This is a genomic window from Achromobacter deleyi, from assembly GCF_013116765.2.
GTDB lineage: Bacteria > Pseudomonadota > Gammaproteobacteria > Burkholderiales > Burkholderiaceae_B > Achromobacter > Achromobacter deleyi_A.
Genome location: NZ_CP074375.1, coordinates 2,971,614 through 2,984,672, shown reverse-complemented (window position 1 = coordinate 2,984,672; position 13,059 = coordinate 2,971,614). Strand labels below are relative to the sequence as shown.

Sequence of the window (13,059 nt, the reverse complement as noted above, 5' to 3'; positions counted from 1 at the left end):
TTCAGGCGTAGCCGGCCACGGCCGGAGCTGCGTGTGCCTGCGCCAGGGCGGTGGTGATGTCGTGCGTAGGCTGGAACGACTGGGCCTGCGCCATCGTCCAGCCTGCTCGGAATACCTGGTGCCTGAATTCGCCGCGCAGCAGCTCGCCGGGCGCGAGTTCGGGGAACAGCGCGGACAGCAGCCGGATTTCGCTGGAAGAGATGCGGCGCGCAATGTGGTGCGGCCGCAATTGCCCCGGATGGGTCAGGCCTGCCGCGGCCAGCAGCTCCGCCAGCGCATGCAGGGTGTTCTTGTGGAAATTGGCGACGCGCTGCGCCTTGTCAGGCACGACCAGCGCGCGTTGGCGCAAGGGGTCCTGCGTGGTTACGCCGGTGGGGCATTTGCCGGTATGGCAGGCCTGCGCCTGGATGCAGCCGATGGCGAACATGAAGCCGCGCGCGGCATTGCACCAGTCGGCGCCCATGGCCATGACGCGGGCCATGTCGAAGGCGGTGATGATCTTGCCCGACGCGCCCAGCTTGATGCGGTCCCGCAGGTTTACGCCGATCAGTGTGTTGTGGACCAGCCGCAGCGCTTCGCGCAGCGGCGTGCCGACGTGGTCGACGAATTCCACGGGGGCGGCTCCCGTGCCGCCTTCGGCGCCGTCCACTACGATGAAGTCTGGCGTGATGCCGGTTTCCAGCATGGCCTTGACGATGGCGAACCATTCCCACGGGTGGCCCACGCAGAATTTGAAGCCTACCGGCTTGCCGCCGGACAGCTCGCGCAGGCGCGCCACGAATTTCATCAGGCCGATGGGGGTATCGAAGGCGGAGTGGCTGGCCGGCGAGTTGCAGTCCTGCCACGCGGCCACGCCGCGCGCCTCCGCGATCTCGGGCGTCACCTTGCCTGCCGGCAGGATGCCGCCGTGGCCAGGCTTCGCGCCTTGCGACAGCTTGATTTCGATCATCTTGACCTGCGGCGTACAGGCATTCTTGACGAAGGCCTCTTCGGAGAACGCGCCGTGTTCGTCACGGCAGCCGAAATAGCCCGAGCCGATGTTCCACACCAGGCTGCCGCCCGGCTGCCGATGGTAGCGGCTGATGCCGCCTTCGCCTGTGTCGTGCGCGAAGTCGCCCTGGCGGGCGCCTTCATTCAATGCCAGGACGGCGTTGGCGGACAGCGCGCCAAAGCTCATGGCGGACACGTTGAACGCCGACATGGAATAAGGCTGTTTGCACTCGGGGCCGCCCACGGTGACGCGGAAGTCCGTGTCGTTGATGTGCGATGGCGACATCGAATGGTTGATCCATTCGTAGCGGTCCCCGTAGACGTCTTCCTGGGTGCCGAAAGGGCGCTTGTCGATCTCGCGCTTGGCGCGCTGATAGACGATGGAGCGCTGCGCGCGCGAGAACGGCGCGGCTTGCGTGTCGTCTTCCAGGAAGTACTGGCGAATCTCGGGGCGGATGAACTCGAAGAGGAATCGCAGGTTGCCCAGGACCGGATAATTGCGCCGTATGGCATGTCGGGTCTGGATCAGGTCATAGACGCCCAGGGCGCCCAGCAGCGCCAGCGGCACGGCGGCCGTCAGCCACCACAGTGAGCCCGTCGCGGCCAGGATGGCCGTGATCGCGGCGCCCGCCAAGGTCAAAAAAAAGGCCGAGTAGCGGCCGGCAATCCAGTTCATGTCCATCTCCGTGTTGCGGAATGGAGCAACCATACACCAGCGCAGTTGGCGGGTCGCCAAAAGAAAGGCCCCCTGAGGGGGCCGTTCCTGGAACACTGTTTCTCAGCAGCTGGATGCTGGCGGCGTCTTTTCGACGGCCAGGCCAAACAGCGGGCGCAGTTGGACGCCCAGCGCGCTGCCCGCGAACGCGGCCGGCAGCCACAGCCAGGCATGCAGGCTGCCCGACAGGATGCCGCTGAAGTAGGCGCCGATATTGCAGCCGAAGGCCAGGCGCGCGCCGTAGCCCAGCAACAGGCCGCCGATGATGGCGCCAGCCAGCGAGCGGGCGGGCACCTTCCAGACGGGTGCGAATTTTCCGGCGGCGCTGGCGGCGGCCAGTGCGCCCAGCATCAGGCCGATGTCCATGACGGTCGTGACGTCCTGGCGCAGCGGCGCGGCCAGCGCGGGCTGCTTGCTCCAGTAGGCCCAGGTGGCCACGTCGCCGGTCACGGCGTTCAAGGCCTTGGCGCCCCACAGCGCGAAGGCCGAGGTGATGCCCCAGGGGCGGCCGGCCAGCGCCAGCGTGGCGAAATTCAGCACCACCAGCGCCACGCCGCCCCAGATCAGCGGCCAGGGGCCTTGCAGCAGCGACACGGGCCGGGCGGTGCGCGACGCAAACGAAATCACATGGCCGTGACGGCGTTTTTCAAGCGCGGTGGCGATCCAGGCAATCAGCGCGAACACTGCGAGGTTGGCGACAAGCGCGGGCGCCAGGCCCCAGGTCTTGATGAGCGAGGTGGGCGCCAGCGCGGGCAGGCTGGACCACCAGCCGAAGTTGGCCGTGGCGATGACCGAACCCACGATGAAGAACAGCAGTGTGACGATCATGCGGGTATTGCCGCCGCCCACCGCGAACAGGGTGCCCGAGGCGCAACCGCCGCCCAGCTGCATGCCGATGCCAAACAGGAAGGCGCCCAGCACCACCGACACGCCGGGCGGCGAGACCAGGCCAGCCACCGGCTGGCCGAACAGCGTGCCCGCGGCCAGGAAGGGGAAGAACAGCAGCACGCCCACGCCCAGCATGAACATCTGCGCGCGCAGGCCCGCGCCGCGCCGGTCCGACACGAATACGCGCCAGGCCTGGGTGAAGCCGAACGACGCGTGGTACAGGGTGACGCCGAGCAGCGCGCCGATCACCCACAGCGCGCCTTGGCGCCAGCTCACGGTCTGGTTCAGGTAGAGGGCGCCGGCCAGTACCAGCAGCAGGGCAATCCAGAGCGGCTTGCGATTGATCCGGATGGGCGGCAGGGCCGAAGGCAGGGGCAGGGAGGACGCGTTGGCGCTCATGGAGAGTTCCGGGGAGTCAAAAACGTAAATGCAAACGGGTGCGCGTACGCACCCGTGGGAATAGCAGCAAGTCTAAAGCGGCCGGCAAATCTCTCAAAACACCAATTTATGCTTGAATAATAACTAAAAGTTATATAGAGACGACCCTGCCAGCCTATTGCAGCCGCCAGACCAGCGCGGCCAGCGTCAGCAGCAGCACGGGCAGCGTCAGCACAATGCCGACCCTGAAGTAATAGCCCCAGGTGATGCGCAAGCCCTTGCGCGCCAGCACATGCAGCCACAGGAGCGTCGCCAGGCTGCCTATCGGGGTGATCTTGGGGCCGAGGTCGCTGCCGATGATGTTGGCGTAGATCATCGCGTCTCTCACCGGACCCGTGGCGCTGGTGTCGGCGATGGACAGGGCGCCTATCAGCACGGTCGGCAGGTTGTTCATGATGGAAGACAGGAAGGCAGTGATGAGGCCGGTGCCCATCGCCGCGCCCCACAATCCATGTTCCGCGAAACGATCCAGCACCTGCGCCAGATGGGCGGTCAATCCGGCATTGCGCAGGCCATACACCACGAGGTACATGCCGAGCGAGAAGATCACGATATGCCAGGGCGCCTCGCGCATGATGCGACGCGTGCCAACGACGTGCTGGCGGCCCGCGATCAGCAGCAGGCCGAGCGCGCCGGCGGCGGCGATGGCGCTGACGGGAATGCCCAGGGGTTCCAGGATGAAAAAGCCCGCCAGCAGCAGGCCGAGCACCACCCAGCCGGCGCGGAACGTGATCCGGTCGCGTATGGCCGAGGCAGGAGCCGGCAGCTGGCTCACGTCGTAGCGGGGCGGAATGCTCTTGCGAAAGAACAGCAGCAGCACGGCCAGCGTAGAGCCTACCGCCACGAGGTTCACGGGCAGCATCACCGAGGCGTACTCCCCGAAGCCGATCCCGAAGAAGTCCGCCGACACGATGTTCACCAGGTTGGATACGATCAGCGCGATGCTGCCGGTGTCCGCGATGAAGCCCGCCGCCATCACGAAGGCCAGGGAGGCGCCCGGGCCGAATCCCAGGGCCAGCAGCATCTCCATGACGATGGGCGTCAGGATCAGCGCGGCGCCGTCATTGGCGAACAGCGCGGAGACGGCTGCGCCCAGCAGGACGATCAGCACAAACAGCAGCCGTCCGCGTCCGCCGCCCCAACGCGCCACGTGCAGCGCGGACCATTCGAAGAAGCCCGCTTCGTCCAGGATCAGGCTGGTGACGATGATGGCGATGAAGGTGGCGGTGGCGTTCCAGACGATGCGCCAGACGTCGGCGATGTCGGCCAGGTGGACCACGCCAGTCGCCAGTGCTAGGCCGGCCCCGAGCACGGCGCTCCAGCCGATGGACAGGCCTTTGGGTTGCCAGATGACCAGCGTGATGGTGAGAACGAATATGGCGACGGCGAGCAACATGGGCACGAATCAGGAAAGGGGGTGTGCGCTGATCCAGGCCACCAGCAGGCTGACGGTCAGCACCGAGGCCACGGTGCTGACCAGAATGGCGCGCGACGTCACGCGGGCGTCGCGGCCGTACAGCTTGGCCAGCATGAAGGGGCCGGTGCCGATCGGAAGCGCGCTCATCAGCACGGCAGTCCACGCCCACAGCGGCGGCATGGGGAACACGTAGAAGGCCAGCACCGCCGTGACGGCCGGTTGCAGGAGCAGCTTGCCGGTCACCAGGCGCAGCACGCCGGGGCCCGCGCTGGAGGTCTCCGTCTGGGCCAGGAACAGGCCGATGGTCACCAGTGCGCAGGGGCTGGCGGACGCGCCCAGCAAGGCCGCATAGCGGTCCACGCCTTCGGGCAGCGTCAATCCGGTGGCGGCCCAGGCCAGGCCCAGCACCGGCGCAACCAGTAGCGGATTGCGCATCAGGGCGCGGCCGACCTTCAGCAGGGTCGCGGGCAGGTTGGGCGTTTGCTGGCGGTCGAATTCGATGAGCGCGATGGCAAAGCCGAACAGCACGCTGGCGGTGAGCAGCGTGGTGATGGTGGCGGGCGCCAGGCTTTCCGCGCCGAACAGCGCCAGGCACAGCGGAATGCCCATGTAGCCGGCATTGGCGTAGGACGCGGCCAGGCCTTCGATGCTGCGGTCGGTCAGCGCATGAGGCGCCCGCTTGAGCGGCAGGAAGGACGCGAGGAAAGTGACGGCGATGCCGCCAGCGAAGGCGCCCACGAACCCCCAGTGCGCCATGTGCTTCAGGTCAACCTGCGTCATGGCGCGAAACAGCAGCGCGGGCAAGGACAGGTAGACGACGTAGCGGTTCAGTGCGTCGGTGGCGCCGGGCCCCAGCACGCGCCACCGGGCGGCCAGCCAGCCTGTCAGGATCAGCGCAAAGACCGGCAGGGCGGCGGTGACGACGGCATTCATGGGTGCTGGGGCAAGGGCGGGAAGGCGCTCATTCTACTTGGGCACGGTGTGCGCCGTGCGCGTGACCAGCAGGATGCCCAGGGCTGCCAGCGCCATGCCCGGCCAGGCCAGAAAGGGTATCGGTTCGCGCAGAATCAGCAGGGCGATGACGGCCGTGCACGGCGGCACCAGGAAGAATAGCGCGGACACGCGCGAGGCTTCGCCGTGGCGGATCATGGTCAGCAGCAATGTGATGGCCACCAGGGAATTGCCCACCACCAGATAGGCCAGCGAGCCCAGCAGGGCGCCGGTCCATTCGATATGCATCGGCTCCAGCCAGAAAGCCAGCGGCGCGGTGACGGCAAGCCCGACGCTGTACTGCACCAGATTGGAGGTGACGGGGTGGGTTTGCGAACCGAAGCGTTTTTCGTACAGGGTGCCGCCGGTGATGCAGAGCAGGGCGCTCACCGCGAACAGCAGCCCCAACGGCGCCAGCACGTCGATCGAGGCCTTGGCGATGATGACGAGCGCGGCGCCGGCAACGCCCAGCGCAAGGCCCGCCCAGCGCTTCGCGTCGACCCGCTCGTGCGCGATCGCGGGCGCCAGCAGGCCGATCAGGATGGGCTGCAGGGAAGTGATCAGCGCCAATGCGCCCGCCGACATCCCTTGCTTGAGCGACAGGTAGGTAAAGCAGAAGTAGCCTGCCTGCAACAGCAGGCCGACCATGGCCAGATGGCCCCAGGCGCTGGCCCCGGCGGGCAGGGGCGGACGCAGCACAAGCAGGAAGGGCGCCAGAATGAGCACCACGCAGGCGTAGCGCAGCGCCAGGAACGTCATCGGATCGGCATAGGCCAGCCCCACTTTGAGCACCACGAAACCGCTGGACCACAGGAGCAGGAAGAGCGCGGGCGCGGCTTTCAACCAGGCGGGGGTAGCGGCAGGCGGCATGGGGAGCATGGGCGACGTGGGCAAGCCGCGATCGTACCCCTTTTCCTCACTCCTTCATCCCTGCGAAAATGCGGCGTAGGATTCTCTTATTCATTTGCTGCACGCGAGGGGAAGGACATGCCGGCCAACAAACAAGCAACGGTGCGTATTGCGCTTGGAACCTGGGATCGCTTGCGCGAGGACGCCTATTCGGTTCGCCATGAGGTGTTCGTCGTCGAGCAGAACGTGCCGCCCGAGGTCGAGCTGGACGACGACGATGCGGTATCGGTGCATGCCGTGGCCTATGGGCCCGATGGCGCGCCGATGGGCACCGGGCGCCTGCTGCCCGACGGGCATATCGGCCGCATGGCCGTGCACAAGAGGGCGCGCGGAAAGGGCGTGGGCAGCCAGTTGCTGGATGCGCTGATCGGACAGGGGCACGGCGACGGCCACCGCATGCTGGTGCTCCACGCGCAGACGCATGCGGCGGGCTTCTACGAGGCGCATGGGTTCATGGTGGAAGGCGAGGAATTCGTCGAGGCCGGCATTCCGCATGTGGTCATGACGCGCATGCTGAAGTAGCGGGTAAGGGCGTGGCGGGTGTCGTGGTAGCGCAAGCTGACGTAGCGCGAGGCACCTGTAGCGCGGGGCACCTTGCCTCGCAGGGCGCCAGCCCCAGCTGGCCGGACCGGAAAAGAAAAAACCCCGGACGCTTTCGCGAACGGGGTTTTTCTTGGCGCATCACGACAGGTACCTCGTGATGTAATAATTGGTGCCCAGGAGAGGACTCGAACCTCCACACCTTGCGGCACACGGACCTGAACCGTGCGCGTCTACCAATTCCGCCACCTGGGCGCTGTTGCTTCACATTTTGCTTCGCTTTCGCGTTGTTTCGTGTTCAGCAGCAGAGGAACGAGATTATGCATACTTTTTTTGAAGTGTGCAAGTCGTTCTGCATTTTTTTCACTTTTTTTTGTTCGGGCCGCTTTCGATATAGTGTCGCCCATGTCTCGTACTCTCTGCACGCGTTGCCTGCGCCCTCAATCGCACTGTCTGTGCGCCCTGATTCCTACGCTGTCCTGCCGTACCCGCGTGGTGGTGTTGCAGCATCCCAGCGAGGCGCGCCATGCCTTGAACACGGCCAGGCTCGCGGTGCTTGGCCTGGCCGGCGCGCGCCGTGTGGTGGGCGAATATTTCTCCGAAAGCGATTGGGCGTCGCCTGGCCATGCGCCACGCCTGCTGTTTCCCGGCGATGGGGCAGAAGTGCTGGAGCCGGGCTACGGGCAGGGCCTGGACATGCCCATCCAGCTCATCGTGCCGGACGGAACCTGGGGGCACGCGCGCAAGCTGCTTCATATCAATCCGGCGTTGGCCGCCTTGCCGCGGGTAATGCTGCCCGCCGGACTGTCCACGCGCTATCGGGTGCGTCACGCCGATGTCCCGGGCGCGCTGTCCACCATCGAGGCGGTGACGCATGCACTGAACGCCATCGAGTCACCGCGCAATTTCGATGCGCTGCTTAATCCTTTCGAGGCGCTGATCGACGGGCAGATCGACGCAATGGGAGCGGATCTTTATGCGCGCCACCATTTGAATCGCAAGGTGCCCTGGCGCTGAGCGGGGCGGATTCGATCCGCCGGGATAATCCGGGCGGTTTAAATCCGCAAAGCAAAAGCCCCGAAAATCTTTCGATTTTCGGGGCTTTTTAGCCTTTGCTCTCAAGGTAATCCAAGATTGCCTTGATTGGAATTCCGTGGTGCCCAGGAGAGGACTCGAACCTCCACACCTTGCGGCACACGGACCTGAACCGTGCGCGTCTACCAATTCCGCCACCTGGGCACTGAGGGATACTGTCAGAACTATGTGCTACGCTGCGGCCCTAGTTGCATCGCTTGGCTCAACATATTTAACTAAACTGTTGAACTAAAACATGCGTCCAGAGGGCAGTTGGTTTTACAATGGGTTTTTCAACCCGGGTTTTCAACCCCTTTCTGACCATTTCCTGCTTCAGTGTTCAGCCTTGGGCGAACCACAGAAGCTGCGCATTATATACGGAAATTTTAGCTTTGGCAAAACGATCGAATAACGAATCGAATAACGAATCGAATAACAACAGATCAACACCCTTGCCCGAAGCGCCGCCGGACTTCGACCCTGATGTTCCGTCCCGTGAAGCCATCCTGACAGCGCTGCGCGCCGCAGGTTCGCCGTTGTCTCCGGTTGAGCTGGCCGAGCGCATGGGCGTGGAGCGCGCGGCGACGATGGTGGGGTTTGAGCGCCGCCTTGGCGCCATGGAGCGCGATGGGCAACTGATGCCCAACCGCAAGGGCGTGCTGCTGCTGGCCACCAAGCTGGACTTCGTCGCCGGCAAGGTGCTGGGTCACCGCGACGGCTTCGGCTTCCTGCTGCGCGATGACGGCGGGCCCGACCTGTTCCTGTCTCCCCGTGAAATGCTCAAGGTGCTGCACGGCGACCGAGTGCTGGTCAAGCCGACGGGCGAATACCGGGGCAAGCCGGAAGGCACCATCGTCGAAGTCATCGAGCGCCGCACCAACAAGCTGGTGGGGCGCTTCCTGCATGAGCACGGCCTGTCCATCGTCGCGCCCGAGGACCAGCGCATCAAGCACGACATCCTGATTCCGCCCAGCGACACCAATGGCGCCCAGCACGGGCAGGTCGTCGCCGTGGAAATCATGGCGCAGCCCACGCGCCATACTCAGCCTCTGGGCCGCGTGGCCGAGGTGCTGGGCGAGATCGACGATCCCGGCATGGAAATCGAAATCGCGGTGCGCAAGTTCGACGTGCCGGTCGAATTCTCGGAAGCCGCCCTCAAGCAGGCCGCGCGCCTGCCCGACGTAGTGACGAAGGGGGACCTGAAAGGCCGCGTGGATTTGCGCGACGTGCCGCTCATCACGATCGACGGCGAAGATGCGCGCGACTTCGACGATGCGGTGTATTGCGAACCCGTGGAACTTGGCACCGGCCAGCGCAAGCGTCCGGGCTGGCGCCTGCTGGTGGCCATCGCCGACGTAAGCCATTATGTGCGCCCGGGCGATGCCCTGGACGACGACGCCATCGAGCGTGGCACCAGCGTGTACTTCCCGCGCCGGGTCATTCCCATGCTGCCCGAATCGCTGTCCAACGGCCTGTGCTCGCTGAATCCGGACGTCGACCGCCTGGTGCTGGTGTGCGACATGGTCATCCCCGCCAATGGCGCCAAGGCCGGCACGGTCACTGCCTACCAGTTCTATAACGCAGTCATGCACTCGCATGCGCGGACGACCTACACGAATATCTGGGCCGCCCTGCAGCAGCCTGGGGGTCCGGCCGCGCACGCGATGCGCAGCGTCATGCCCCATATCCAGCATCTGTACGAGCTCTTCCAGGTGCTGTCGCAAGGGCGCAAGAAGCGCGGCGCCATCGACTTCGATACCGTCGAGACCAAGATCGTCTGCAACGAGCTGGGACGCATCGAGCAGATCGTGCCGTCCGTGCGCAACGACGCGCACAAGCTGATCGAAGAGTGCATGCTGGCCGCCAACACCTGCGCGGCCGATTTCATGACGCGCAGCAAGCATCCTGGCCTGTACCGCATCCACGAAGGCCCGACGCCGGAACGCCTGCAGTCGCTGCGCGAGTTCCTGCGCACGATGGGGCTGTCGCTGGGCGGAGGCGAGATGCCCACGGCCAAGGACTACGGCGATTTCCTCGATTCCGTGCGGGGGCGCCCCGACTACCAGCTGTTGCAGACCATGTGCCTGCGCTCCATGCAGCAGGCCGTCTACAGCCCGGACAACATGGGCCACTTCGGCCTGTCCTATCCGGGCTACGCCCACTTCACGTCGCCGATCCGCCGCTATCCCGACCTGCTCACGCACCGCGTGATCAAGGCCCTGCTGGATGGCCAGCGCTACGTTCCCAGCCTGGATGACCACGCCGTGGTCATCGGCCGCACGCAGCGCGAACATGAACTGGCCATCTGGGAAAAGATGGGCCTGGTGCTGTCCGCCAGCGAACGCCGCGCGGACGAGGCGTCGCGCGATGTCGAGGCCTGGCTCAAGTGCTGGTTCGTCAAGGAGCGCGTGGGCGAGGACTTCAGCGGCACCGTTACCGGCGTGGCCAGCTTTGGCATTTTCGTCACGCTCGATACGCTGCACGTGGAGGGCCTGGTGCATGTCTCCGAACTGGGTGGCGAGTACTTCCAGTTCAACGACGCCCTGCATGAGCTGCGCGGCGAGCGCACGGGCATGCGCTATCGCCTGACCGACAAGGTGCAGGTGCAGGTGTCGCGCGTGGACCTGGAAGCGCGCCGCATCGAATTCCGCCTGGTCCAGGGCACCAGCTTTGACGCATTGCGCAAGGCGGCTGCCCGCGGACCCGACGAACCGGTGCGCCGCGTGAAGAAAGCGGCATCGCCCAAGCCGGCCGCCCTGAAAGGCCAGACCGCCAAGGAAAGGCGCGCGGAGGCCAAGAAGGCCAGCAAGCCGCCCAAGGCGGCCAAGCGCGCCGCGCCGGCCAAAAAGGCCGTCCACAAGCGGCACTGACGCGCGATTCATGTTCCTTATGGCCATGCCGTCGTTTGGCGGCGTGGTCTAAAGGGGTAACATTGCGGTTATTGCCGGCTTGGTCCGGTGGCCCGCCCCGCTCTGGGGCGGGTATTCGTTTATCTAAAGGTATTGCTTTATGGCGTCGACCCAAGTTCTGGCCGGGTTTCACGCGGTTGTCGCGCGGCTGCGCCACGCGCCCGAGTCGATCAAGGAAATCTATGTCGAGGCCTCGCGCCGCGACAAGCGCATGCAGACATTCATCGAGCAGGCCGAAAAGGCCGGCCGCCGCCTGCATCCGGTTCCGACGGAGCGCCTGGACGGCCTGGCGCGCGGCACCCGCCACCAGGGCGTGGTGGCACTGGCCGATGAGCGCCAGCTCGCGGTCGATGTGGACGAAGTGCTCGATGTGATCGAGGGCCCCCCGCTGCTGCTGATTCTTGACGGCGTGACCGATCCCCACAATCTGGGCGCCTGCCTGCGCACCGCGGACGCCGCGGGCGTGCATGCGGTGATCGCGCCGCGCGACCGGGCTGTCGGCCTGAATGCCACGGTGCAGCGCGTGGCCTGCGGGGCGGCGGATACCGTGCCCTATCTGATGGTGACCAATCTGGCGCGCACCATGCGCGGCCTGAAGGACCGCGGGGTGTGGCTGGTGGGCACCGATGATGAAGCCACCGGCAGCATGCACCAGATCGATGCGCGCCAGCCGATGGCCTGGGTCATGGGCGCCGAAGGCGAGGGCATGCGCCGTCTGACGCGCGAAACCTGCGACCAGCTTGTGAATATTCCCATGCTGGGTTCGGTTGAAAGCCTGAACGTCAGCGTGGCCAGCGCCGTCTGCCTGTATGAGACCGTGCGCCAGCGCCAATCGTAATCAGCCCGCCCTTACTTTGTAGATTCCCTTCTTTTCGCGTCAGCCCATCATGCACCAGAACGGCTTTACCACCACGATCCTCCATTCCGACCGCAGTCAATCCGTCGAGCACGGAGCGGTGCATAAGCCGATGCATCCGTCGTCCGAATTCGCGTACGACGACGCGCGCGAGCTGGCTGCCGTCTTCCAGGGCAAGGCGGGCTTCACCTACGCGCGCCAGGGCACGCCCACGACCACGGCGCTCGAAGCCAAGATCAGCCAGATGGAAGGCGGCAAGGGCACGGTCAGCTTCGCCACCGGCATGGCTGCGCTCGCTGCCATCTTCACCACGCTGCTGCGCCGGGGCGATCATCTGGTGTCCAGCCAGTTCGTGTTCGGCAATACGAACAGCCTGTTTGGCACGCTGCAGGAGCTGGGCGTGGAGATCACCTTCGTGGATGCGACGGATTCGTCGCAGGTGCGCGCCGCGATCCAGCCCAACACGCGCATGGTCTTCACCGAGACCATCGCCAATCCGGGCACGCAAGTCGCGGACCTGGCCGTGATCGGCGAGATCTGCCGCGAGAAGGGCCTGGTCTACGTCGTGGACAACACGCTGACTTCGCCCTGGATGTTCCGTCCCTCGTCCGTCGGCGCGTCCCTCGTGATGAATTCCCTGTCGAAGTACATAGGCGGTCACGGCAATGCCTTGGGCGGCGCCGTGACGGACACCGGGCTGTACGACTGGTCCGCCAGCGCCAACATCCATGAAGCCTACAGAAAGGGGCCCTCCACCAGTTGGGGCCTGACGCAGATCAAGAAGAAGGGGCTGCGCGACATGGGCGGCACGCTGGCCGCGGAGCCGGCGCACCGCATCGCGGTGGGCGCCGAGACGCTGGCTCTGCGCATGGCCAAGCACTGCGCCAACGCGCTGGCCCTGGCGCGGTTCCTTGAAGAGCATCCCGGCGTGGCCAAGGTGCATTACCCCGGGCTGGCCGGACATCCGCAGCATGCGCGCGCAGCGGCGCTGTTCGGTTCGCGCTTTGGCGGCCTGCTGGGCGTCGAGCTGGCCGACGGCGTCGACTGCTTCGATTTCCTGAACCGCCTGCGCATCGTGCTGATGGCGACCCATCTTGGCGACACCCGCAGCCTGGCGCTGCCCGCCGCCCACACCATCTATTACGAGATGGGCGCCGAACGCCGCCAGCAGATGGGCATCGCGGACAGCCTGATCCGCGTGTCGGTGGGCATCGAGGATGAAGCGGATTTGCTGTTTGATTTCGATCAGGCGCTCAATGGTTGCCTGAAGGGATAATGCGGCAGGCGCGAACCTGCTGTCGCGGGCGCGCCGGCAACGCAATCGGGGCAGGAA

Annotated in this window: 10 protein-coding genes and 2 tRNA genes; 5 read left to right on the top strand and 7 right to left on the bottom strand. The window is 65.5% G+C overall.

Annotation, left to right across the window (positions count from 1 at the left end; all coding sequences use genetic code 11):
• Position 1: 1 nt before the first annotated feature.
• From HLG70_RS13315 to HLG70_RS13295, 5 genes are all read right to left on the bottom strand, one after another.
• Positions 2-1,666 (bottom strand): FMN-binding glutamate synthase family protein, encoded by a 1,665-nt coding sequence (locus tag HLG70_RS13315; protein WP_171663211.1) that lies wholly within the window; start codon positions 1,664-1,666, stop codon positions 2-4.
• A 102-nt stretch (positions 1,667-1,768) separates the two neighbouring features.
• Positions 1,769-2,992: a YeeE/YedE family protein gene (locus tag HLG70_RS13310; protein WP_171663210.1), complete on the bottom strand. Its 1,224-nt coding sequence runs from the start codon at positions 2,990-2,992 to the stop codon at positions 1,769-1,771.
• 154 nt (positions 2,993-3,146) lie between these two features.
• Positions 3,147-4,427, bottom strand: coding sequence for an arsenic transporter (locus HLG70_RS13305; protein ID WP_171663209.1), 1,281 nt, complete (start codon positions 4,425-4,427; stop codon positions 3,147-3,149).
• A gap of 9 nt (positions 4,428-4,436) precedes the next feature.
• Positions 4,437-5,381: an AEC family transporter gene (locus tag HLG70_RS13300; RefSeq protein ID WP_171663208.1), complete on the bottom strand. Its 945-nt coding sequence runs from the start codon at positions 5,379-5,381 to the stop codon at positions 4,437-4,439.
• Positions 5,382-5,414: 33 nt separating this feature from the next.
• The gene (locus HLG70_RS13295) at positions 5,415-6,308 is read right to left on the bottom strand and encodes a DMT family transporter (protein WP_171663207.1); all 894 of its coding nucleotides are present in this window, start codon (positions 6,306-6,308) and stop codon (positions 5,415-5,417) included.
• Positions 6,309-6,425: 117 nt separating this feature from the next.
• On the opposite strand from HLG70_RS13295, the gene HLG70_RS13290 reads away from it, so the two are divergent.
• Complete coding sequence (locus HLG70_RS13290) at positions 6,426-6,869, top strand: GNAT family N-acetyltransferase (protein WP_171663206.1); 444 nt, start codon at positions 6,426-6,428, stop codon at positions 6,867-6,869.
• A gap of 188 nt (positions 6,870-7,057) precedes the next feature.
• On the opposite strand, the gene HLG70_RS13285 is transcribed toward HLG70_RS13290, so the two are convergent.
• Positions 7,058-7,142 (bottom strand) — tRNA-Leu (locus HLG70_RS13285).
• A gap of 150 nt (positions 7,143-7,292) precedes the next feature.
• On the opposite strand from HLG70_RS13285, the gene HLG70_RS13280 reads away from it, so the two are divergent.
• A complete protein-coding gene (locus HLG70_RS13280) occupies positions 7,293-7,904 on the top strand; it encodes a tRNA-uridine aminocarboxypropyltransferase (RefSeq protein WP_171663205.1) in 612 nt (203 codons plus the stop codon).
• 137 nt (positions 7,905-8,041) lie between these two features.
• On the opposite strand, the gene HLG70_RS13275 is transcribed toward HLG70_RS13280, so the two are convergent.
• Positions 8,042-8,126 (bottom strand) — tRNA-Leu (locus HLG70_RS13275).
• Positions 8,127-8,413: 287 nt separating this feature from the next.
• On the opposite strand from HLG70_RS13275, the gene rnr reads away from it, so the two are divergent.
• The 3 genes from rnr to HLG70_RS13260 all read left to right on the top strand — a co-directional run bounded on the left by rnr (position 8,414) and on the right by HLG70_RS13260 (position 13,002).
• On the top strand, positions 8,414-10,831 hold the full coding sequence (rnr, locus tag HLG70_RS13270) for a ribonuclease R (protein WP_419144771.1): 2,418 nt from the start codon (positions 8,414-8,416) through the stop codon (positions 10,829-10,831).
• A 139-nt stretch (positions 10,832-10,970) separates the two neighbouring features.
• Positions 10,971-11,708, top strand: coding sequence for a 23S rRNA (guanosine(2251)-2'-O)-methyltransferase RlmB (gene rlmB / locus HLG70_RS13265; RefSeq protein WP_171663203.1), 738 nt, complete (start codon positions 10,971-10,973; stop codon positions 11,706-11,708).
• A 49-nt stretch (positions 11,709-11,757) separates the two neighbouring features.
• Complete coding sequence (locus HLG70_RS13260; protein ID WP_171663202.1) at positions 11,758-13,002, top strand: cystathionine gamma-synthase family protein; 1,245 nt, start codon at positions 11,758-11,760, stop codon at positions 13,000-13,002.
• Positions 13,003-13,059: the final 57 nt, after the last annotated feature.

Coding starts and splice junctions, on each gene's coding strand:
- HLG70_RS13315 (WP_171663211.1), bottom strand. CDS start 1,666: ATGAACTGGATTGCCGGCCGCTACTCGGCCTTTTTTTTGACCTTGGCG.
- HLG70_RS13305 (WP_171663209.1), bottom strand. CDS start 4,427: ATGTTGCTCGCCGTCGCCATATTCGTTCTCACCATCACGCTGGTCATC.
- HLG70_RS13260 (WP_171663202.1), top strand. CDS start 11,758: ATGCACCAGAACGGCTTTACCACCACGATCCTCCATTCCGACCGCAGT.
- HLG70_RS13310 (WP_171663210.1), bottom strand. CDS start 2,992: ATGAGCGCCAACGCGTCCTCCCTGCCCCTGCCTTCGGCCCTGCCGCCC.
- rlmB (WP_171663203.1), top strand. CDS start 10,971: ATGGCGTCGACCCAAGTTCTGGCCGGGTTTCACGCGGTTGTCGCGCGG.
- HLG70_RS13300 (WP_171663208.1), bottom strand. CDS start 5,381: ATGAATGCCGTCGTCACCGCCGCCCTGCCGGTCTTTGCGCTGATCCTG.
- HLG70_RS13280 (WP_171663205.1), top strand. CDS start 7,293: ATGTCTCGTACTCTCTGCACGCGTTGCCTGCGCCCTCAATCGCACTGT.
- HLG70_RS13295 (WP_171663207.1), bottom strand. CDS start 6,308: ATGCCGCCTGCCGCTACCCCCGCCTGGTTGAAAGCCGCGCCCGCGCTC.
- HLG70_RS13290 (WP_171663206.1), top strand. CDS start 6,426: ATGCCGGCCAACAAACAAGCAACGGTGCGTATTGCGCTTGGAACCTGG.